Below are 21,442 nucleotides of genomic sequence, written 5' to 3'. Positions count from 1 at the left end.
AGGTTGCCCCGATGCTAGGCGGGTTGGTTGTCAGCCCGGTGAACAAGCCGTGACGTTTGCGTGAAGCCCTACAACAACTCCAGTCTCCGTGTAGGCCAGTCCACCACGGCCGACCGGGCAATCATGCGGCGGGCCAGGTCCGGGAACTCCTCGCCAATCACCTGAGCCGCAAATTCGCACAAAAAGCGCGACTTCAGACGGGCGCGGGCCCGGTCCACTCCCATCTGTTCATAGGGTGATGAGGTCAGCAACAGGAAACCATCATCCGGGATGCGGCCTGCGGCCATGTTGGCGGCAATGATGCCCGCAGCCTTGATAATGGGCTCTGAAAGATCCGGATTATAAGGGCCGATGATCAGCGCCGTATTGGGTAGATGCAGGAAATCGAATCCGCGCCCCACACAGATGGCCCATTCCCGATGCTGGATGTCCAGTTCCCGATCCGCACCGCGCAGGGCGTCCACATGGTCCAGGTTGCCCAGCAGTAGCGGCAGAAGATCCCGCTGGAAGCCAGCAGGCATGTCCGGGCACAGGGTCTGGAGGCGTCGGGGCAGATCGTCCGCATCGGCGTGGTAAAGCGACGAGATATCCAGGGCATCGCCACGGCGGTTGTGAATGATCAGCGCGTCGCTGTCGGTTTCGAAGCCGCACACCAGTGGGTACACGCTTTGTCCGTCGGCACCGAACAGCTCTTCTGCCTGGGCGCAGATCTCCTGCGTGTGCTCCATGGCGGCGGTCGTGTCGCAGCCAAAGCCCGCACAGCCCCGGGCGTGATCGCCCCGCGAGTAATGATAGGTGATCAGCAGCAGCACACCGTGGCCGGCACGGGTGGCGCTTTCCACGGCATGAGTGATCACTTCTCCCAGGTAAGGCCAGCCCAGGTCAAAACGACCACCCAGGCTGCGAAAGGGCTGAATGATGCCCAGTGGGGTGTGGGTGGCATGGGGGATATGGACGCGGCCGTCCATGCACTTCATCACCATCACGCGGGTGGGATGACGCGCCAGGTAACGCTGCCGGGCCAGGGTGGTTGCGGGACTGCAAAAGTCCTCGCTGTGGGCTTCTGCCAGCGAAATGAGCCAGCCGATGCGTTCGTCGATGGGTCGGGTGTGGATCTGAATGGCCGTGCTCGCCCTGCCGGATGAAACATGCCAGCCGGGATCATGTCTTGACCCAGGCCGGGTTTTGGGAGGCATGAGCATAGCACTGGAATGAATGACGTTCATCGTTCCAGAGGGGATTTTTCATCAATTCGAGTCTATGGGTTGTCTTCTCCTTCCGGGAGCAGGATCGCCTGTTTGTCGGCACGCAGGACCTGGTAGGTCTTGTTCAGGGTGGCGCGGATCTCCGGTTCCTGCTCAATGGCAAAGGCCAGGAAGGTGCGGGCCAGGGTGGACAGCTCCCGCCCCTTGGGATGCACCAGATACCAGGCCCGGTCCACGGGAAAGCCTTCCACGTCCAGCATGGCCAGGCGGCCCCCGCCCCAATCCAGATTCAGGGAATGCAGCGACAGCGCCGAGAGGCCCAGGCCGGCCACGATGGCGTGCTTGATGGCCTCGTTGCTGCCCAGCTCCATGCGTACCCGCGGGCGCAGGCCCTTTTCCTGGAAGCGCCGCACCAGGGAATCGCGGATCCCTGAACCGGTCTCCCGAAGCAGGAAGTTCTCCCCGGCCAGGTGCTCCAGGGGAATGCGCTTTTCCTGGGTGAGGGGGTGATCGTTGCGGGCGACGATCACCAGGGGGTTGGGTGCCAGGTAGGTGGCCTCCACCTCCATGCCGGCAGTCTTGGGCTCACCGAAGATGTACAGGTCGTCCTCGTTGGCCACCATGCGCTCAATGATGCTCTCGCGATTGGTGATCTTGAGGGATACCTCGATGCCCGGGAATTTTTCGCAGAAGGACCCGAGGATTTCCGGGGCAAAATACTTGGCGGTGGTGATCACGGCCAGTCGCAGTCGACCACTCTTGAGGCCCTTCAGGTCTGCCAGCTTGGTCTCAAGATCGCTCAGCGTGCGCAGGATGGTGCGGACGGCGGTATAGACTTCCCGACCCGCATCGGTGGGCGCCACCTGGCGGCCCACGGTGACGAACAGGGGCATGCCCACGGTGTCGGAGAGCTTCTTGATCTGCATGGAGACCGTGGGCTGGGTGAGGAACATCTCCTCGGCTGCCCGGGTGAAGCTCCCCAGGCGGACGATGGCCTCCAGCAACTGCATCTGCCGTAGCGTGGCGTGGCGGATGAATCGGCTGGCGGTGCCGGAGGGACCACTGGGATGGTCCCGGTCATCGTTGTCGTTGGAGGACTTCGTCTTGCTGGACGTTTCACGAGGGGGCATCGGCGTTCCTCGTCTGACCCGGGTCAGTCGGGCCAGACGCGTGGGCGAGAGGGCAGGGCGGGCGGTGCCTCCTCCTCCTTGCGTTTGGTTGCCGACGAGCGCGGGGTTTGACTCCGGGTGCCGGTGCGGCGCTTGGTCGCGGCTGGTTTTCGGGGCGTGGTGGTCCCGGGTGAGGGTTTATCCGGAGGCGATGGAGGGCTGCTCGATGCCGATGCCTGACCAGATTCTTTCGGGTCGGATTCCTTCGGCGCGGCTGTCTGTGTCGCCGGTCCGGGGGATTCCGGTTTTTCCTGGGGGGGTGATTGGCTCATGCATCCTCCTGTGTGGGCGCCAGTGCATCCAGGTCGCGGGCAAAGTCCCTCTGCGCCTCGCTCAGGGCCTGGGCCCCTTCCTCGGCGTGAAGGGTGATGTTGACGTAGGTTCGCCCGAAGCTGATGTCCGGGTGGATGCCGCTGCGCTCGGACAGCTCCGCCGCCTTCTCCAGAAAGTGGCGAGTGCCCTCATAATCCTCAAAGGCGAGCCGGCGTTCCAGTCGCGGTGGTTTCTGTCGCTCGATCCATTCCGGGTTCATGTGCACGCTCCCCCGTCAGAAGTAGATCCGGTCACTGTCATGGCCGCGCCGGGGCACCCCCAGGGAGGCCAGCCAGTGTTCGATGTCATGGGCGTGCGCCAGTTCCTCCTGGAGCAGCCGTTGAAAGAAGGCGCCGTTATCCGCGTCACCCACACGCTGGCAGAACGTGAGGGCGTCCTGGTAGATGGCGATGATCTCGCCCTCCAGGATCGTGTCCTGACGAAGCAGATCCACCAGGGTGCGCCCCACGCCCGCGGGTCGTAACTGCGAGGCATTGGGGGCTGCCCCCAGGGACAGCATCCTTTGGGTGATCAGCTCAGCGTGGCGCATTTCCTCGACCGTTTCCTCCCGCAGGCGCGCGGCCGCCTCCGGCAGCCCCCAGGCCTCGACCAGCGAGGCCTGGGTCATGTACTGCTGCACCGCCGAGAGCTCCAGGCTGAGCGCCCGCCCGAGGTAACCCAGAATACGAGGATGGACTCGTGTTTGTCTCATGCTTGATGACCCCTGCCGCCCGCATCGGGCGGCTCAGGTTCAGGCAAAGGGGGTTCAGGCGCCAGGCTCGGCCTTGCTCAGGATGGGTTCCACTTCCCGGTGCGGACGGGCAATGATGTGTGCTGCCACCAGGCCGTCACCCACTCGTTCGCAGGCATCGGCCCCGGCGCGCACCGCAGCGTTCACGGCCCCGGTCTCGCCGCGCACCAGCACGGTCACATAACCCCCGCCGACAAATTCGCGGCCGATCAGTCGCACTTCGGCGGCTTTCGTCATGGCATCTGCCGCCTCGATGGCGGGCACCAGTCCGCGGGTTTCAATCATCCCCAGCGCAATACCATAGTTTTCTTGGGCCATCTGTCTTCTCCGAGTGACTCAGTGGTTGTTGATGATTCAGTGGTTGTTGTTGATTCAATTGGGCGGTTACCCGGCCCGGTATTCCCCGCGGTTGCGAACGGCCTCGAAGGTGCCCGCGGGGGCTCTAAACCATTTCAAGGCCCGATTTTTCATGTGTCCGGTTCCCAGTGGTCGATGATCCCGCCCACCGTCAGATCGGTGAGGATGCGGGCATCGCCCATGGCGTAGCGGGCGGCGGAGCCGCTCACCACAAACACCCAGTTACCCGGGCTCGCGCCCACCGGATCCGTGGCCACCACGCGCTTGCCCCTGGCATCGCGCAGCACCCTCAGATGCACGTGATGGAGCCCCGGGACGCGCTGGGTGCAGACCAAAGACCCTTCCACTTGTTGAATCTCCATGGCCTGCCTCCTAGGTCTCGCTGCCGGGTGCTGCTTCCGGCGGCGGCCAGTGATCAATGATCCCGACGATGGTCAGATCGCTGGGGAACTCCTTGCTGCCTGCTGCCTCCCGGGCGGCAGAACTGCCCACACAGATCACCCAGTCGCCGGGCACGCAGCCCACCGAATCCACCGCCACCTGCAGGGCGCTGCCATCGCGTACCACCTGCAGATGCTTGTGTTCGAAGCCCGGGATCCGGTTGGTGGCCACCAGCGGCCTCACCACCTGGCAGATCTTCATCAGTGTCCTCCCGCCGGCTGCGGATCCACGGAGGTGGACACCACTTCCAGCCCCGATCCTGCATCGCAGTCCCGCACCACCAGCATGCGGTGCAACAGGCCTTGCTGGACGCGGACGCGGAAACGATCTGCCAGCGCCCGATCCAGGCGGCGTGCCCGCTCCACGGCCCGCTCCCGGGCTCCCGGCACGCGGCCGTGGTAGTCAAAACGCACCACCACCGGGATGGGCAGGCCGTGGCTCACATTGAGACCGTCGAAGATGCGACAGCCCACGTCCAGATCCGGCGCGCCTTCCTCCACCGTGTGCAGGTAGGCGAAATAGGTCAGGTTGCGCAGCTGGATTTCCTCAAAACCGATACCCACGGCCATGAAGCGCTCAGCGTGGCCCGCGTCCGGGTAGCCGCCCCCCTGCAGGGTGCGCACATACTCGATCTGCGACAGGTTGTTTTCCACCAGGCGCGCCACCAGGCGCACCATGCCCTCATCGGCGGTGTCCGGCGCGGCGGCACAGACTGCCTCCAGGATGCCCTGCCGGGCGGCCTCGGGCGTGAGGTTGTGGGTCTGGTCATACAGCGCTTGCGCATCCACCGACTGGTTCAGGTCCATCTCGCCCCGTTCATCCGGCAGGTGCACACGGATCGCGTCGGTATCCGTATCCAGTCCGATCAGCAGCAGGGCCACGGAGGCGCCGCAGCAGAAACTGTTTTCGATGGCCTGGCGGAAATGGTGCAGCCGCTCCAGGCCGGCCCGGGCCGCCAGGCCATCGTCGGAGCCGTGGGCGGCGCAGCCCTGATGTTCCGGGTCAAGGCTGCTGAAGTGGTACATCACCACCTTGAGATAGCGGGTGGAGGTATCGGCAGTATTGGGCCGGCCCTCCCGGAAGCGCTGGTGTTCCACCTCCACCCATTTCTCCACTGTCTCCTCCACGTCGAACAGGGTGCCGGCGTAGGATTTGCGGCGCACCGCACCGATGGGCAAGCGCAGCACGTAACTGATGGCATGGGCCAGGCGTCCATCGGCGCAGGGCGTGATGTCCATCAGGTGAAAGCCGCAGGACTGCAGGAACTCGTCAAAGGCCGTCGTCTCCCGACCCCGCAGGGGGTCGCGGGCAAAGAAGTCATCGGCCATGCGCCGGTAGGTTTCGAACAGCGACCAGGCGTACAGGCGCCGCAGATCCAGGCCGGCGATCCAGGCATCGTCCAGGATACCGTTGGGCAACTCAAAACCCAGTTCCCGCTGCGCCAGTTGCTGGGCCCGCTGGGTGAAATCCGGCTCGCAGTGCAGGGCAGAGATCTGTTTGAGTGTGGGCACGATCTGGTCGAAGGCAGCTCGCACGCCCTGCTCGTAAGTCCGCAGTTGCTCGTTGGTCGAGCGGTTTGTCAGCGGATGCGGTTGGGTCACTGTGCCCGGCACGTGACGTCGTGCCCGATGCGGTGGACGACGCTCCCGGCTCGGCGCCAGGGGGGCGGTGTCCTGCACGGACGGGCGGCTGACTGTGTCCTCGGTACGCGGGGCCGCGGGCGCAGGCTCCCACCCCCCAGGCTTGCGGGGGGACGCCTGGCGCGCATCCCCGACCGTGGCCGCCGGGCTCGGCGCGGCGCCGGCCCCCGAGGCCCAGATCAGGTTATCGCGATGTGCGTGGCGTCGAATCATGTCGTGGGTTCGCTGTCTCTGTTCCTGGTTCTGTCTTAGCCGCGGGCGCCGCCGGAGTAGGTCACCAGCGAGCCGCGGTCTGTGTTGCCGCTGCCGCCGGTCACCCGGCTGACGGGCGGTGGCGTGTCTTCATTACGCTTGCGTTCCACACTGGGCATGGCGCTCACGGACCCGGCTCGCGTGGGATTGCGGCGGCGGGCGGAACTGCCCTCCGTGCCGGTGACGCGTTCGCCACGCTCCCAGTCATCTCCAGTGATGCGGGTGCCGGTGGACTGACCCTCACCGGTGACCCGGGATCGCATCCCGGCGGTCACGGAGGGCTGTTCCTCCAGGTTCTCGATGCCGGCTGCCGGAGCCACAGGCTCGAACTGGGTACGGCGATCAAAGCGTGCTTCCTCGGTGCCGGTGATCTTGCCGCCGGCCATGCCAAAGGGGCCGGTAATGCGCCCACCCTGTTCGTAGGCAGTGCCCGTTACGCCATCCTTCCTGCGCGTCTGATGGGCCTGGCGGGCCGGTGAGGCCACACTGAAGTGCTGCCAGGGTGCGCCATCCAGGGCCTGGGGAAAGTCGGGCTGCCCCGGCAGGGCTGCGGTATCACAGGCCTCGGCGAACTGGTCCACGCCCAGGTAGGGTGTGCCCGAGATGGTCTCGCACGCACCCCTGTCATCTCCGGTGACATCGCCACCGATGCCCGGCTGGATGCCGGTGGCCCTTGGGCCAGGGGTCGAAGCCCGGGGATGCACCCGCTCGGTGATGCGTTCCTGCTCCTTGGGGGCACAGAAGGCCGCTGACTGTTCCAGCCCTGCGTAGGGCGTGCCGGTCACGCTCTTGCAGGTGCCGGGCTCGTTGCCAGTGACGCGGCTCGAACGATCGGAGCGGGTGCCCGATACCCGCTGCCCACCCAGGGTGGTGGACTGGCCGGTACGCTCCGGTTCCAGAGGCTCCGGTCGGGAGCCACAGAAGGTTTCGTACTGTTCGCTACCCAGGTATTCATCCCCGGTCACCATCCGGCAGGTGCCTGGTTCGTCGCCGGTGACGCGGGAGCTGCGACCTACCTGGGCGCCGGTCACGTGCTGACCATGCAGCGTCTCGGACTGACCCACCTTGGGTGGCGGGTTGGCTGGGCCCCGGTTTTTCCTGCCGGTGCTCTCGGAAGCGGGGGCGCAAAAGGTGCCAAAGTGCTCCGCGGACAGATACTGATTGCCTGTCACGGCCGTGCAACTGCCGGATTCATTACCGGTCACCCGTTCCGAGCGGCCGGTGCGGCTGCCGGTGATTGTGGAGCCGGCGCCGGTACTGCTGAGTCCCACCTTCACGGGGCCGCGTGGGGCCTCGGTCTGGCAGAACTCGCGAAAGATTTCGGCACCCAGGTATTCGGTGCCGGTGACGGCTCGGCAGGTGCTCGCCTCGTCGCCGGTGACGGACTGGCTACGGCCCACCCGGGTGCCAGTGAGGTGCTGGCCATGGGCGGTTTCCATCACACCCACCTTCCAGGGCTGATCCTGCGCGCCGGACGGTGCCGGGCGCTGACGCCCCGTGGGGGCGGATTTGCGGGTGCCCACCCCGCCAGCGCGGCTGCGCTGATCACGCACTGCCTGGGCCAGTTCACGGCCCGAAAGCCGCGGGTTGGCCTGGCGAGCCAGGCTCGCTGCCGAGGGAGGCGAGTGTGCGGCGGCCTTGCCACGTCCTGCCTGCGCCTGGCGGCGGGCCATGGCCTGAAGGCGGCCCTGGGGCTGATTCACGGTGGGTCGCCGCCGACCATTGCCACGCCGGGTGCCGTTGGCGTCGCTTCGGCCCATGGAGGTTGCCGAGGCACGCGTGGACTGACCGGACTCCGACGCGTGAGTCGACCGGGACAGGTCCTGTCCCATGTGTTTGGTGTCGCGGTTTTCACCCCGACAGGCACCACCGCAGCGACATTCGCCCTGTTCGGGATTCTGCTTCGCACCAGCCCCGGCCGGACGAGCCATGGAAGGAGCCACGTCCTGGCGAGTGCGGTCGGCAGAGCGGTCCGCCCGCTTGCCGGCGCTGGCCAGAGCCTGGCGACGCGCCTGCGCCTTGGCGCGGGTATCGGAGGCGGGGGATTGCGCACCTGCACGGGTGCGTCGGGAAGGTGACGCCGGGGCGGCGCTTCGGCCAGCGGGAGGCTCTGGCCGTGGCGCAGGCGGCACCACAGGCTGCTGCGGTGCCTGGGGTGCAGCGGCAGTCGCCGACGCACGGGTATGCCCATCGCTTCGCGATGTGCCCAGGGCCGCCTTGCCTCCGGCGGCCTGTGCCCGGCGGCGGGCCTGCGATGCTGCCCGTCCGGTCAATGTCTGCTGCTCATGATGTGGCATGATGACCCCCCTGCCTTGGAACCCGCGTCTTAGCGACGACCCTCGAACACCACAAACGCCGAGCCCTGGCTCTGGGTGTAGTTGTCGTAGCCGGTGAAGCGGACGTGGTGATCAGGATAGGCTCGGTGGCAGGCCTCCAGCTCGTTGACCACCTGCTGCAGATCCACACTGCCGAAGAACGGCAGCTTCCACATGGGCCAGTAGTGGTTCATGGCCTGACTGGGGTGGATGTGCTCAATGCTGGGCGTCCAGCCCTGGGCGATGACATAGGCGATCTGATCGAAGATCTCCTCCTGAGTGAGGGCAGGCAGGAAACCGAAGGTTTCCAGGGTCTGGCGGGTCTGGTAGTCACCCATGGTGTTCTGGAATGGCATGGTCTAGGTTCCTCTTTGCGTCTGGGCCGGTTGCGGTGAAAGCCGGGCGGATCAGCCCTGGTCCAGCTTGTCCACGGTCTCGAACTCGAACTTGATCTCTTTCCAGGTTTCCATGGCGATGGCCAGTTCCGGACTGTGGCGGGCCGCCTCGCTGAGCACATCGCGGGCCTCCTTCTCGATCTCCCGGCCTTCGTTGCGGGCCTTGACGCAGGCCTCCAGCGCCACCCTGTTGGCAGCAGCGCCGGCGGCGTTGCCCCAGGGGTGACCCTGCGTGCCGCCTCCGAACTGCAGCACCGAGTCGTCGCCAAAGATGGTGACCAGGGCCGGCATGTGCCACACATGGATGCCGCCGGATGCCACGGCGAAGACGCCGGGCAGCGAGCCCCAGTCCTGGTCGAAGAAGATGCCCCGGGAGCGGTCTTCCGGGATGAAGGACTCACGCAGCAGGTCCACGAAGCCCAGGGTGGAGCCTCGATCCCCCTCCAGCTTGCCCACCACGGTGCCGGTGTGCAGGTGGTCGCCGCCAGAGAGGCGAAGGCACTTGGCCAGTACGCGGAAGTGAATGCCGTGCTTGGGATGACGATCGATGACGGCGTGCATGGCCCGGTGGATGTGCAACAGCATGCCGTTCTTGCGGCACCACTTGGCCAGACCGGTGTTGGCACAGAAGCCGCCGGTGATGTAGTCGTGCATGATGATGGGCTGGCCCAGTTCCTTGGCGAATTCGGCCCGGGCATACATCTCTTCCGGATCGGGGGCGGTCACGTTCAGGTAATGCCCCTTGCGTTCACCGGTCTCCTGCTGAGAGGCTGCCACCGCCTCGGCCACGAACTCGAAGCGGTTTTGCCAGCGCATGAACGGCTGCGAGTTCACGTTTTCGTCGTCCTTGGTGAAGTCCAGACCGCCGCGCAGGCACTCGTAAACGGCACGGCCGTAGTTCTTGGCGGAGAGTCCCAGCTTGGGCTTGATGGTGCAGCCCAGCAGGGGACGACCATACTTGTTGAGCTTGTCCCGCTCCACCTGGATACCGCTGGGCGGCCCCATGCAGGTCTTGACGTAGGCGATGGGGAAGCGGATATCCTCCAGTCGCAGGTGACGCAGCGCCTTGAACCCGAACACGTTACCCACCAGGGAGGTGAGCACGTTGACGATGGAGCCTTCCTCGAACAGATCTATGGGATAGGCGATGAAGGTATAGAAGGACTCCTTGTCGCCAGGCACGTCCTCGATGCGATAGGCGCGGCCCTTGTAGAATTCCAGATCGGTGAGCAGCTCCGACCATACGGTACTCCAGGTGCCGGTGGAGGACTCTGCCGCCACCGCAGCGGCCACTTCTTCCCGCGGCACGCCGGGCTGGCCGGTCACCTTGAAACAGGCCAGCAGGTCCGTGTCCAGGGGGACATAGTCCGGCGTCCAGTACATGTCTCGGTATTCTTTAACGCCCGCGTCGTACGTCTTGCTCATGGTCGGCTCCTGTGGTGTGTGCCCTGTCCGCCGTGCAGGGCGGGAGATACGTTTTCCACAAGAAGCTACACCAAGCGGGGGGATTGAAATAAATCATTTGTTTCGATCGTATCCATCGACTGGCGTCTATAGATAACCTATAGACGCCAGTCGATGCCCTCCCTAGGAAACTTCGATTATTGCCACGGTCATTGCGCGTCGATAATGATACCCGTCCCCGACGCGGAGTCTGCGATGCAATTATTCAACGAGATCCGCCTCAATAATCTGCGTGGCGATCTGTTTGGCGGTGTGACGGCGGCGGTGGTGGCACTGCCCATGGCGCTGGCCTTTGGTGTTGCCTCCGGCGCCGGCGCCGAGGCGGGGCTCTATGGTGCCGTCCTCATCGGCCTGTTCGCCGCCCTGTTCGGTGGTACGCCCACCCTGATCTCCGAGCCCACCGGGCCCATGACGGTGGTCTTTACCGCCGTGATCGCCTCGCTGATTGCCGCCGATCCGGAACAGGGGCTGGCCATGGCCTTCACGGTGGTCATGCTCACTGGGGTGTTTCAGATCGCCTTTGGTGCCATGCGTCTGGGGCGTTACGTGACCATGATGCCCTATACGGTGGTTTCCGGATTCATGTCCGGCATCGGCATCATATTGATCATCTTGCAGTTTCCTGGGTTGCTGGGTCATGCCACCCCGGAGGGCGGCGTGCTCGGCAGCCTCAGCGCGTTGCCGGAACTGGTGCGGGCCATCGACCCCTGGGAGTTGCTGCTGGCGGGATTGACTCTGGCGGTGCTGTTTCTCATGCCGGCCCGGATCAAGCGCTTCCTCCCGGCGCCGCTGGTGGCCCTGGTGGTGGGCACGGCCGTGGCGGTTTATTGGCTGGGCAACCAGGACCTGCGGGTGATCGGCGAGATCCCCACGGGGCTGCCGCAACTGCAGTTGCCGGTGTTCAGCGCTGCCCAGTGGCAGATCATCGTGGTGGATGCCCTGGTGCTGGCACTGCTGGGTTCGGTGGATGCCCTGCTGACCTCGGTGATCGCCTCCAACCTCACCCGCAAGAACAGCAACTCGGACAAGGAGTTGGTGGGCCAGGGCCTGGGCAACATGGCCTCCGGCCTGTTCGGCGGTCTGCCGGGTGCCGGTGCCACCATGGGCACGGTGGTGAATATCCAATCGGGCGGCCGCACCGCCTTGTCGGGGTTGGTGCGGGCGGCCTTGCTGGCGGTGGTGGTGATCTGGGCCGCGGACCTGACCGCCAGCATCCCGCTGGCGGTGCTGGCGGGGATTGCCGTCAAGGTGGGCGTGGACATCATCGACTGGCGTTTCCTGCGCCGGGCCCACCGTGTCTCCCTCAAGGGGGCCTTCATCCTCTATGGGGTGATCGGTGTCACCGTGTTCGTGGACCTGATCATGGCGGTGGCCATCGGCCTGTTCGTGGCCAATATCCTCACCATCCGCCGCCTGGCGGATGTGCAGTCGGAATGGGTGTGCACCCTGCCACCCAGCCGCGAGGGGGACGATGATGCCAGTGACAGCGACATCACCACCGAGGAGCGTGCCCTGCTTGCCCTGGGGAGCGGGCGGGTGAAGATGCTGCACCTGAGCGGACCGCTGGTATTCGGGGCCGCGGCCTCCATCCGGGGACAGCAGCACAAGCTGGAGGCGGCCCAGGCCGTGGTGGTGGATCTGAGTCGTGTGCCCCACCTGGGGGTGACCACTTCGGTGGCCCTGGATGCGGCCCTGAGGGGGCTGTTGAACCGCGACGTGCCCCTCTTCGTGGCGGGTGCCCGGGGGCAGCCGAGGGAGCGTCTGGAAAAGCTGGGCTTCGGTGAACTGGTGGGGGCCGACGGCTGGGTGGATGAACGCAAGCAGGCCCTGGAGAAGGCATTGGCGGCGATCAACGGGGGTGGGTCATCCGGCCCGGATGAACAAGGCCCTGGGCCACAGCCTATTTCGGGCGCTGCGCCACCTGCTTGAGCATCATCGACCGGATCTGTTCCCCGGGCACGGCAGGGCTGAACAGAAAACCCTGGCCAACCTGGCAATCGTGCCGGATCAGGAAATCCCGCTGGGCCGGGGTTTCCACACCTTCGGCTATCACCTCCAGGCCCAGGGTGTGCCCCAGGCCGATGATGGCCCGGATGATGGCGGAGTCCTCCGGATGCAGTTCGGGGTTGTCTTCCAGGTCCAGTACGAATGACTGATCGATCTTGACGGCCTGTACCGGCAGACGCTTGAGATAGTTCAGCGAGGAGTAGGCCGTGCCGAAATCATCGATGGAGAAGTGAAAGCCCCGGGCATTCATCAGCGCGAGGGTTTCGATGGTGCGCTCCACGGAACTCATGGCCGCGCTTTCGGTGATTTCAAACTCGATGCGTGCCGGCTCGACACCCGTCTGCTCCAATATGGTGAGGGTACGTTCCAGAATGTCCGGCTGGTGGAACTCCCGGGCTGACAGGTTGATGGCCACCGGCACGGCGGGCATGCCTTGCTCATCCCACTGTCGTATCTGCAGGCAGGCCAGACGCAGCACCTCCGGGCCCAGGGCCAGGATGAAGCCGGTTTCCTCGGCCAGGGGGATGAAGCGGCCCGGTGATACCAGGCCCCACTGCGGATGGTTCCAGCGCACCAGGGCCTCCAGGCTGATGATGCGGCCGGTGCTCAGTTCCACGCGGGGCTGGTAGCAAAGGAAAAACTCCTGGTTCTCCAGACCCTGGCGCATGGCCTGTTCCAGTTGCATGCGGTCCTGAAGCTGCTCGTCCAGTTCCCGGGTGTAAAAGTTGTAGGAGCGTCGCCCCTGGGTCTTGGCTCGATGCATGGCGGCGTCGGCATGGCGAATCAATTCCTCCGGTCGTTCGCTATCGTGGGGGAACACGGCCATGCCGATGCTGAAGCTGATGACCACCGGGGTATCCCCAAGGGTGAAGGGCTGACTGAAGGCTTCCTGCAGGTGTTCCACCACGGGGATGAGGTCCTGGGCCTTGTGAAGGTTGCTCAGCAGCAGCAGGAATTCGTCACCGCCGAACCGGGCCACCGTATCCCCCTCGCGCAGGTGCTCGCGCAGTCGCTGCGACACCTGGACCAGTAATGCATCGCCTTGTTCGTGGCCTAGCGAATCGTTGATCACCTTGAAGTCATCCAGGTCCAGGAAGGCCACCGCCAGGACATGGCGGTCCCGGCGGGCCATGGCCATGGCCTGAGTCAGGCGGTCTATGAGCAGTTCCCGATTGGGCAAGCCGGTCAGCGGGTCGTGAAAGGCCAGGAAATCCAGGCGTTCACTGAGCTGCTTCTTGTCGGTGATGTCCTCGGCCAGCTTGATGTAATGGGTGATTTCCCCCTGAGTATTGCGAATGGGATAGATGCAGGCCTGCTCCCAGTAGACTTCGCCGTTTTTCTTGACGTTACGGAATTGCCCTTCCCAAAGGCCCGCTTCGGAGAGGATGGAAAACACTCGGCTGTCCTCGATCCCAGGCGGATGTGTGCTGCCCAGATCCTGGGCAGACAGGCCCGAGACGTCCTTGAGACTAAAGCCCGTGACGTTGCAGAACTGGTGGTTGACGTACTGGATATGGCCCTGGGTGTCGGTGATTACCACGATGCTCGGGCTTTGATCCACCGCAAAGGCCAGGCGCTGCAGGCTCTCCTCCGTGGCGTGACGTTCGGTGATGTCCAGGTGGGAACCCACCATGCGGGCCGGCAGGCCGTCGGCACCCCGGATCAACGAGGCCTGCGCGAGAATCCAGCGGTAGGAACCATCCTTGTGCCGCATGCGTGTCTCGTAGACGAGGCGGCCTCGGGGGTTGGCCAGGAACTCGCGCACACGTTGCTCGGAGGCTTGTCTGTCCTCCGGGTGCAGGCGAGTGCTCCACTCCTCGTAGCTATTGCCAATCTCCCGGTCTTCATGACCCAGTTGCTGCTTCCACTCCCGCGAGTAGAAGACCTTTTGGGTATGGAGATCCCAGTCGAACAGGCCGATGTTGCCGGCCTGGATGGCTTCCTGGAGGCGCAGTTGATCGCGATTCTTCTCGGTCAGGTCCACATCCATGCAAAACAGGCGCAGGTCATCCGTGCCACTTTCCAGGGTGGTGTGTACGGAGTAAACCTGCACCGGGGTGCCGTCCTTGCGCTTGAGGGTGAGCGGGCCTGAGGCTGGTGCGGGGCCGCCGGCCTTGACCACCCGCAGTGCCTTGCGCGCCTGCGCCTTCATGGTGTCGGGAATGATCAGGTCCAGCAGGTTGCTCTGCAACGCCTCCCGGGCGGTGTAGCCGTAGATGGTTTCGCTGGCCTTGTTCCAGTAGAACACGCTGCCGTCCATGCAATAGCCCTGGATGGCGATATCCGGCACCTTTTGCAGCAGATTCTCGAAGATGGCATCCTTTTCGCGAGCCGCCTGCTCGGCCCGCTTGCGATCCGTCACATCCCGCAAATACACCGCAGAGACCCTATCCGCGCCCATCTGCATGGGCACGGTGCGCACATCCACGGAGATCACGCCCTTTTGGCGATGCGGAATCTCGATCTCGGTGGGTTCGTCGGGAACCACCACGAAACCGAAGTCATACCCTTCCAGTTGCTCCCGTGCCTGCCTGAACAGTCGGGCTGCGGCGGGGTTCGCGTAACGGATGGTGCCGTTGGTGTCCAGCAGCAGGATGGCATCGGAGGCCTCCTCGACGATCTGCTGAAAATGTTCGTGCCACAGTTGCATCGGCGATAATGTCCGGGAGAAGTGCCCGATTGGCTGGGTCTGGATCGCCGTGCGGACACGTGCCCGGCCCAGCGGGTTGCCCCTTGTGGGTCGACTCCTGTCACGGGGAGGGTGGCGCGTCGGTCCAGGGCGGCCGAATCAGGTTGCGAATGTTATCATGATCGCCCCTCTCGTTTTGCCAGCAGGCAAATTTTTCATGTCCGATCCCGCCTCCACCCTGATCCGCAACCATCGCCGTCAGCATTCCCTGTTTCGGGAACTGATCAAGGGCCGATCCCTGCTCACCCTCACGGGCACACCAAAGCGTCTGCAGGGCGTGACCCAGATGCTGGAAACCGACCTGGAAAGCGGCAAGCTGGCCCTGGAGGCCCCCAACAACGAAGAGTTGGTCAAACTGCTCGCGCCAGGCATGCCGCTGCGGGTACGTGGCTCGCTGCGCGGTGTGCCGGTGTATTTTGAGGTGATTCTGGAGCGGTTGATCCAGGATGGAGATCTGCAGGCCCTCGTATGTCAGTGGCCCGAAGAGGTGGATTACCGCCAGCGCCGCGGCGCCTTTCGCATGAACATCCCCCTGAGCATGGAGGCACGCGTGATATGGACTCAGCGCGACGAGGAAACGGGTCAGGAGTTTCTTCATACGGGCCGGCCGGTAGACCTGTCCATCCAGGGTATTGGGTTGGACTGGGAGCCCGACGAGCAACCGCTGCCGGTGGTGGGCAGCGCCGTGGTGGTTCAGTCCTTGGCGATAGGCCCCCATCGCTGGCGGGATATCGATGCTGTGCTGCGCAACGCGCAGCGCCACACCGGGCGGGATGACCTCTACCGGGTGGGTCTGGAGTTCGGTTTTCTGAGCCTGAGCGCAGAGCGGATGCTCAACCGCTTCATCATGGACCTGCAGTGCGAGGCCGCCAAGCGCACCTGAGCATGGCTAATGCCTGTCCTGGGTGGGGAACTGCAGTAGTCGGGTGGTGCTGGCATGGAAGACATGCATGCCATTGCGCCCCGTTTTCTTCACCTGATACATGGCCTGATCCGCCCGGCGCATCAGCTCCTCCACATCCAGCCGTCGGCCATGGAACAGGGTGATACCGATGCTGGGGGTGCAATGATACTCCATGCCTTCCAGATCATAGGGCTGACCCAGGGCATCCAGGATCTTCTGGCCCACATGCCGGGCCTGTTGCAGGGCCTCTTCCTCGATCAGTTCCAGGTCTTCCAGCATCACCACGAATTCGTCCCCGCCGAGGCGGGCCACCGTATCCGCTTCCCGCACGGCCTCGCGTAACCGCCCGGCAACCTGTTGAAGCAAGAGGTCGCCGACGGCGTGCCCATAGGTGTCGTTCAGGGCCTTGAAGTGATCCAGATCCAGGAACAACAGGGCACCGTGTTGCCCTGAGCGCTGCCCTGCCGCCATGGCATGGCGAATGTTCTCCATCAGCAGGCGGCGGTTGGGCAGTTGTGTGAGGGCATCGCAGTAAGCCAGCTGACCCATGCGCTCGGCCGCCTGCTTCTGGGTGGTGACATCACGCACCACCGCCACCACTTCGTCGTTATTGAGTTTCACCAGGCGGGCCTCGAAGTGGTGGGTCGCGTTGCCGATGTCCAGACTGTATTCCACGCGGCGCATCCGCCCATGGAGCAGCACGGAATGAATGCCTTCGAAGAGCGCCCAGGCGGCCTCTTCCGGCAGTACCTGGGTGAGGGTCTTGCCAATGAAGCGGTCCGGCTGCGCATAGAGCAGGGCGGTGTTGCCCGAGTGCCAGTCCAGGTAGCGCCCCTCGCTGTTGAACCGAAGCACCAGGTCGGGCATGGCCTCCAGGAGCGCGCGATTCTTTCGCTCACTGTCCGCCAGGGCCGTTTCCATCTCCTTGAGGCGGGTCTGGTCGAACACATAGCCGCGGATGCGGCGTATTCGGCCAGCCTCGTCCCGTTCTGGTCGGGTGATATCGTAGAACCAGCGGTAATACCCGCCCTTGTGGCGCAAACGGTAGGATTGTTCGAACTGACGGACGCCGCTTCGGGCATGATCGTGGTGTTCGTTCAGCACCCGCCCCATGTCTTCCGGGTGTATCAGGTCGACATAGTTAAAGCGCGGGTCCTGCAGTTCCATTCGGGTGTAGCCCAGCAGGTCATGGACATTTTCGGAGGCATAGAGGACCCGCCCGGTGTCCACAGCTTCCCAGATGAACAAGGCCACCGGGCCCGTGGCAAACAACTGGCGCTCCTCGTGCAGTGAATGCTCCACCCGTTTGCGACGGGAGATATCCTCCTGGATGCCGATCATGCGGACGGGCTTGCCGCTGGGATTGCGCTCGATCACCTGCCCCCGGTCGTGCACCCATACGTGGTGGCCTTCCCGGTGGCGCATGCGGTATTCCGCTTCGTAGAGGGCGGTTTCGCCGCGCAGGTGAGCGTTGAGTTGGGCATGCACGCTCATCCGGTCATCCGGGTGAATGCGTCCCTCGCGGGTGCCCAGTACCGGTTCCAGTTCCGCGGACTCATGGCCCAGCATCCGGGCCCAGCGGGGGGCGTAATACACATGGCCGCTGATCATGTCCCAGTCCCAAAGGCCCTGGCCGCTGCTCTCCAGGGCAAAGCGCCAGCGCAGTTCGTTGTCGCGAATGACTGCCCGCTGCGACTCCGCCTGCTGGCGCAGCCGGAAATTATCCTCGAAGCTCGCCTGAATGCGCCCGGTCATGAGGGCCACGAAGAGCAGGAACAGCAGGACGATGGCGCCGGCCATGGGGGATAGCCCCTCTCCCGGCAATACCAGGGCGAGCCCCAGGGAGAGCAGCATGGGGCCGATGATCAGCAGAGCGGAGAGGCGGTCCGTGGCCAGGGCGATCATCACGCCCGCGCTGATGCCGGCCATGGCAAAGGCCAGGAAGAACTGGGCCTGGGTGTCGCCGGACTGGCTGAGGATTGCCGCGCCCGCGGCCCAGGCGAGCCCCATGGCCAGCGCGCCGCGTCGAAAACGGATCAGCCAGATTCGACCCTGCTGCCGTCCCTGGCGCTCGGCGCGTCGGAATCGATACAGCAGGCTGGCCCGCAGGGCCGTGGCACCCGCGAGAAGGGCGAGCCAGGTCAGGATCAGGGCAGGCGAAACCAGGCTCCAGTGCACCCAGGCCAGTATCACCCCCGCAAACAGGCTGATCGGGAGTGAGGCGGTCAACCCGTTGTAGAGAAACCGGGTACGTTCCGTCCGGGGGTCGATGGTGCTCATGCCATGGCCGCCGCGGAGCGTTTATGTCTGTCCCTCGAATCTCGCATCCTGGAGAGTCCTGACCAAAATCTGACCCGAGGAGTGTGGCACAAACCACGGCACTTCTCCATGTGTCGACATGACCGCCGGGCGGGTGAATGTGCCCTTAGGGGGTTTTGTCCTTGTAATCACACAGGTCCGCGATGAGGCAGGTTCCACAGCGGGGGCTGCGTGCCAAACAGGTGTAGCGGCCATGGAGGATCAGCCAGTGATGGGCGTCGCGACGGAACTCGGCGGGCACCACCTTGAGCAGTCGCTGTTCCACCGCCAGCGGGGTCTTGCCCGGGGCCAGGCCGGTACGGTTGGCCACCCGGAAGATGTGGGTATCCACGGCAATGGTGGGCTCGCCGAAGGCGGTGTTGAGGATCACGTTGGCCGTCTTGCGGCCCACGCCGGGCAGGGCCTCCAGGGCGGCCCTTTCCCTGGGCACCTGGCCGCCGTGCTGTTCCACCAGGATGCGGCAGGTCTTGAGGATGTTTTCCGCCTTGGCGTTGTAAAGCCCGATGGTGCGGATATGGGTCTTCAGTCCCTCCAGCCCCAGTGCCAGGATGGCCTCCGGGGTATTGGCCACCGGGAACAGCCGGGCGGTGGCCTTGTTCACCCCCTTGTCGGTGGCCTGCGCCGAGAGGATCACGGCGATGAGCAGCTCGAAGGGGGTGGTGTAGTCCAGTTCGGTGGTGGGTTCCGGGTTGGCGTCACGCCAGCGGGTGAAGATTTCCCGGCGTTTCTGGTTGTTCATGGGGCGTGTGCAGGGCAGGCCTAGGCCTCGGCCTCCTTCAGGGTGACCGCCTCGCGCCGCCGGGCCTGGCGGCGCTCCAGCCGATCGTCGATCCAGTTCTTCATGGCCAGCAGCAGGCCCAGGCCGATGAAGGCCCCGGGGGGCAGGATGGCCAGCAGAAAGCCCCGGTAGTCCTCCACCAGGGTGATGGTGAGACCGCGTGCGGCCTCGCCGAACATCAGGTGGGCCTGGTCGAACAGGGTGCCGTGGCCCAGGGCCTCGCGCATGCCCCCCAGGGCCACCAGCACCGCCGTGAAGCCCAGGCCCATGGTCAGGCCGTCCACGAAGGCCCGTGGCAGTGTGTTCTTGGAGGCGAAGGCCTCGGCGCGACCGATGATGGCGCAGTTGGTGACGATCAGCGGGATGAAGATCCCGAGCACCAGATAGAGCTCATGGAAATAGGCGTTCATGGACAGCTCGATGGCGGTGACCACCGAGGCGATGATGAGCACGTAGACCGGGATGCGGATCTCGGGGCGCACCCAGTTGCGGATGGTGGAGACCGCCAGATTGGAGGCGATCAGGGTGAGGGTGGTGGCCAGGCCCAGGCCCAGGGAGTTGACCACGGTGCCGGAAATGGCCAGCAGCGGACACAGCCCCAGCAGCTGCACCAGTCCCGGGTTGTTGTACCAGAAGCCATCAGCAATGATCCGGCGATAGGAAACATCACTCATCGATCTCGCCCCGCTCTGCATCAGTGTGTGGTTCGTCGTTGTCGGCGCTGTCGCCGATTGCGGCGTCTTCTTCGTCGGAGGGTTGTTGCGCCTCCGGCAAGGGTTCGAAGACCTGTTCGCGATGGTTCTCGTAATAGATCAGGGTATTGCGCACTGCCCGCACCACGGCCCGGGGGGTCACGGTGGCACCGGTGAACTGGTCAAAGATACCGCCATCGCGCCGTACCGCCCAGTCCTCCTGGGGCGGGTCACCCAGGGAGCGGCCGTCAAAGTCGAGGATCCAGTCGGAACGCGCCGCCTCGATATCATCCCCAAGTCCCGGTGTTTCCCGGTGACTGACCACACGCACGCCGGCCACATCGCCGTCGTCCTCTACGCCCACCAGAATGTGGATATTGCCGGAATAACCATCCCGTGCCACCACCGAAAACACCGCCGCTACTGGTTCGCCCTCCCGGCGAGCCCGGTACACCAGCCGGTCGTCTCCACCCAGGAGGGGATCAGAGAGCTTGATGGTGTCCTCCAGGATGGCATTGTCATAGCGGTCCGCCGGCAGGATCTCGTTGAGACTGGCCAGGGTGGCCGCCTCGATGTTGGCGTCGATGCGCTCCCGTGTGCCCTCGAAGACGAGGGCCACCAGGGCGGTGCCCACCAGGCCGAACAGGGCCAGCAGGACCGTGGAGATGATGATGTTGCGCGACATCCCCTCAGCCCTCCTTGCGCGCCGGGGTCTTGCCGAAGACCCTGGGCTGGGTGTAGTGATCGATGGTCGGCGCCATCATGTTCATGAGCAGGATGGCGAAGGCCACCCCCTCGGCATACCCACCCCAGGCGCGGATCACGTAGGCCAGGATGCCCACACCGGCACCAAACACCAGTCGCCCCATGGGGGTGGTGCTGCCCGAGACCGGATCGGTGGCGATGAAGAAGGCCCCCAGAATGGCCGCGCCGCTAAACAGATGGAACAGGGGGGAGGCGTACACCTCCGGGTTGATCAGCCAGAACAGGCCGGAGATCAGCGCCAGCGATCCCAGCATGGCCACCGGCACATGCCAGGTGATCACCCGTCGCCGGATCAGCCACAGGCCGCCCAGCAGGAAGAACAGGTTGATCCACTCCCAGCCGCGGCCAGCCACGGCTCCGAAGAAGGGCGAGGCCTGGATATCGCTGAGGCTGCGATCCATGGCCAGTTCTGTCTGCAGGCGGTCCAGCGGCGTGGCGCCGGTGATCATGTCCCAGGTGAGCCCCGCCGGCAGCTGCCCCAGGAAGATCGCTTGCAGGGTCTGGGGCAGGCTGAAGGCCATCTCCGCCAGGGTGGAGGGGGGCAGCCACAGGGTCATCTCCCGGGGGAAGGAGATCACCACCGCCACGTAACCCACCATGGCGGGATTGAAGGGGTTGTAGCCCAGGCCGCCATACAGGTGCTTGGCCACCACGATGGCAAAGCCCACGCCGATCAGGGTGATCCACCAGGGGGTGAGCGGTGGCACGGCCAGGGCAAACAGCCAGCCGGCCACCACGGCCGACAGGTCGGTGACGAAGGGCTTCACGGGGCGCCGGCGCGCCATCAGCATCAATGCCTCGGCGGCCAGGGCCACGGTGACCGCCAGCACGACATTGACCAGCACCCCCCAGCCGAAGAACCAGGCCATGGCCACGGTGCCGGGCACCAGGGCATACAGTACCTGTCGCATGACCCGGTTGACGCTGCGGGCCGGGCTCATGTGGGGGGATGTGAAGGTCTTGAAGCGCATCAGTGGCCGTCTTGTT

19 protein-coding genes are annotated in these 21,442 nt (G+C 64.8%); 2 read left to right on the top strand and 17 right to left on the bottom strand.

Going from position 1 to position 21,442, the window contains the following annotated elements:
• Window positions 1-68 precede the first annotated feature (68 nt).
• The 11 genes from ECTHA_RS0112510 to ECTHA_RS0112460 form a co-directional block, all read right to left on the bottom strand.
• A complete protein-coding gene (locus tag ECTHA_RS0112510) occupies window positions 69-1,196 on the bottom strand; it encodes a carboxysome shell carbonic anhydrase domain-containg protein (protein WP_128571948.1) in 1,128 nt (375 codons plus the stop codon).
• Window positions 1,197-1,258: 62 nt separating this feature from the next.
• Window positions 1,259-2,335, bottom strand: coding sequence for a LysR family transcriptional regulator (locus ECTHA_RS18250; protein ID WP_025282474.1), 1,077 nt, complete (start codon window positions 2,333-2,335; stop codon window positions 1,259-1,261).
• Between the two features lie 307 nt (window positions 2,336-2,642).
• The gene (locus tag ECTHA_RS0112500) at window positions 2,643-2,906 is read right to left on the bottom strand and encodes a 4a-hydroxytetrahydrobiopterin dehydratase (protein WP_025282473.1); all 264 of its coding nucleotides are present in this window, start codon (window positions 2,904-2,906) and stop codon (window positions 2,643-2,645) included.
• Between the two features lie 15 nt (window positions 2,907-2,921).
• The gene (locus ECTHA_RS0112495; RefSeq protein ID WP_025282472.1) at window positions 2,922-3,398 is read right to left on the bottom strand and encodes a ferritin-like domain-containing protein; all 477 of its coding nucleotides are present in this window, start codon (window positions 3,396-3,398) and stop codon (window positions 2,922-2,924) included.
• 54 nt (window positions 3,399-3,452) lie between these two features.
• Window positions 3,453-3,755: an alpha-carboxysome major shell protein CsoS1 gene (gene csoS1 / locus ECTHA_RS0112490; protein ID WP_025282471.1), complete on the bottom strand. Its 303-nt coding sequence runs from the start codon at window positions 3,753-3,755 to the stop codon at window positions 3,453-3,455.
• 149 nt (window positions 3,756-3,904) lie between these two features.
• Window positions 3,905-4,156 carry a carboxysome peptide B gene (locus ECTHA_RS0112485; protein WP_025282470.1) on the bottom strand — a complete coding sequence of 84 codons (252 nt, stop codon included), beginning with the start codon at window positions 4,154-4,156 and terminating at the stop codon, window positions 3,905-3,907.
• Window positions 4,157-4,166: 10 nt separating this feature from the next.
• Window positions 4,167-4,436, bottom strand: coding sequence for an alpha-carboxysome shell vertex protein CsoS4 (gene csoS4 / locus ECTHA_RS0112480; protein WP_025282469.1), 270 nt, complete (start codon window positions 4,434-4,436; stop codon window positions 4,167-4,169).
• The gene (locus ECTHA_RS0112475; protein WP_025282468.1) at window positions 4,436-6,088 is read right to left on the bottom strand and encodes a carboxysome shell carbonic anhydrase; all 1,653 of its coding nucleotides are present in this window, start codon (window positions 6,086-6,088) and stop codon (window positions 4,436-4,438) included. Before ECTHA_RS0112475 ends, csoS4 begins: the two co-directional genes overlap by 1 nt.
• Before the next feature lie 35 nt (window positions 6,089-6,123).
• Window positions 6,124-8,424: an alpha-carboxysome scaffolding protein CsoS2 gene (locus tag ECTHA_RS0112470; protein WP_156946840.1), complete on the bottom strand. Its 2,301-nt coding sequence runs from the start codon at window positions 8,422-8,424 to the stop codon at window positions 6,124-6,126.
• A 29-nt stretch (window positions 8,425-8,453) separates the two neighbouring features.
• Window positions 8,454-8,798, bottom strand: a complete 345-nt coding sequence (locus tag ECTHA_RS0112465; RefSeq protein ID WP_025282466.1) for a ribulose bisphosphate carboxylase small subunit — start codon at window positions 8,796-8,798, stop codon at window positions 8,454-8,456.
• Window positions 8,799-8,849: 51 nt separating this feature from the next.
• Entirely contained in the window at window positions 8,850-10,262 is a 1,413-nt protein-coding gene (locus ECTHA_RS0112460; RefSeq protein ID WP_025282465.1) for a form I ribulose bisphosphate carboxylase large subunit, read from the bottom strand.
• Window positions 10,263-10,496: 234 nt separating this feature from the next.
• Here ECTHA_RS0112460 and ECTHA_RS18245 point away from each other — a divergent pair, with 234 nt between their 5' ends.
• Window positions 10,497-12,230: a SulP family inorganic anion transporter gene (locus tag ECTHA_RS18245; RefSeq protein ID WP_025282464.1), complete on the top strand. Its 1,734-nt coding sequence runs from the start codon at window positions 10,497-10,499 to the stop codon at window positions 12,228-12,230.
• On the opposite strand, the gene ECTHA_RS18240 is transcribed toward ECTHA_RS18245, so the two are convergent.
• Window positions 12,202-14,958: a bifunctional diguanylate cyclase/phosphodiesterase gene (locus ECTHA_RS18240; RefSeq protein WP_025282463.1), complete on the bottom strand. Its 2,757-nt coding sequence runs from the start codon at window positions 14,956-14,958 to the stop codon at window positions 12,202-12,204. The two genes, ECTHA_RS18245 and ECTHA_RS18240, sit on opposite strands and share 29 nt — an antisense overlap.
• Before the next feature lie 196 nt (window positions 14,959-15,154).
• Here ECTHA_RS18240 and ECTHA_RS0112445 point away from each other — a divergent pair, with 196 nt between their 5' ends.
• Window positions 15,155-15,880: a flagellar brake protein gene (locus ECTHA_RS0112445; RefSeq protein WP_025282462.1), complete on the top strand. Its 726-nt coding sequence runs from the start codon at window positions 15,155-15,157 to the stop codon at window positions 15,878-15,880.
• A gap of 6 nt (window positions 15,881-15,886) precedes the next feature.
• On the opposite strand, the gene ECTHA_RS19100 is transcribed toward ECTHA_RS0112445, so the two are convergent.
• From ECTHA_RS19100 to rsxD, 5 genes are all read right to left on the bottom strand, one after another.
• The gene (locus ECTHA_RS19100) at window positions 15,887-18,181 is read right to left on the bottom strand and encodes a sensor domain-containing protein (RefSeq protein WP_025282461.1); all 2,295 of its coding nucleotides are present in this window, start codon (window positions 18,179-18,181) and stop codon (window positions 15,887-15,889) included.
• 145 nt (window positions 18,182-18,326) lie between these two features.
• Window positions 18,327-18,959, bottom strand: a complete 633-nt coding sequence (gene nth / locus ECTHA_RS0112435; RefSeq protein ID WP_025282460.1) for an endonuclease III — start codon at window positions 18,957-18,959, stop codon at window positions 18,327-18,329.
• 20 nt (window positions 18,960-18,979) lie between these two features.
• A complete protein-coding gene (locus ECTHA_RS0112430; RefSeq protein WP_025282459.1) occupies window positions 18,980-19,672 on the bottom strand; it encodes an electron transport complex subunit E in 693 nt (230 codons plus the stop codon).
• A complete protein-coding gene (rsxG, locus tag ECTHA_RS18230) occupies window positions 19,665-20,375 on the bottom strand; it encodes an electron transport complex subunit RsxG (RefSeq protein ID WP_025282458.1) in 711 nt (236 codons plus the stop codon). Before rsxG ends, ECTHA_RS0112430 begins: the two co-directional genes overlap by 8 nt.
• A 4-nt stretch (window positions 20,376-20,379) precedes the next feature.
• Complete coding sequence (gene rsxD / locus ECTHA_RS0112420) at window positions 20,380-21,426, bottom strand: electron transport complex subunit RsxD (protein ID WP_025282457.1); 1,047 nt, start codon at window positions 21,424-21,426, stop codon at window positions 20,380-20,382.
• Between the last annotated feature and the right edge of the window lie 16 nt (window positions 21,427-21,442).

The organism is Ectothiorhodospira haloalkaliphila ATCC 51935 (genome assembly GCF_000633935.1).
Taxonomy (GTDB): Bacteria; Pseudomonadota; Gammaproteobacteria; order Ectothiorhodospirales; family Ectothiorhodospiraceae; genus Ectothiorhodospira; species Ectothiorhodospira haloalkaliphila.
Note: the sequence above shows the minus strand (reverse complement) of the source record. Positions and strands in the feature narration are given on the sequence as shown.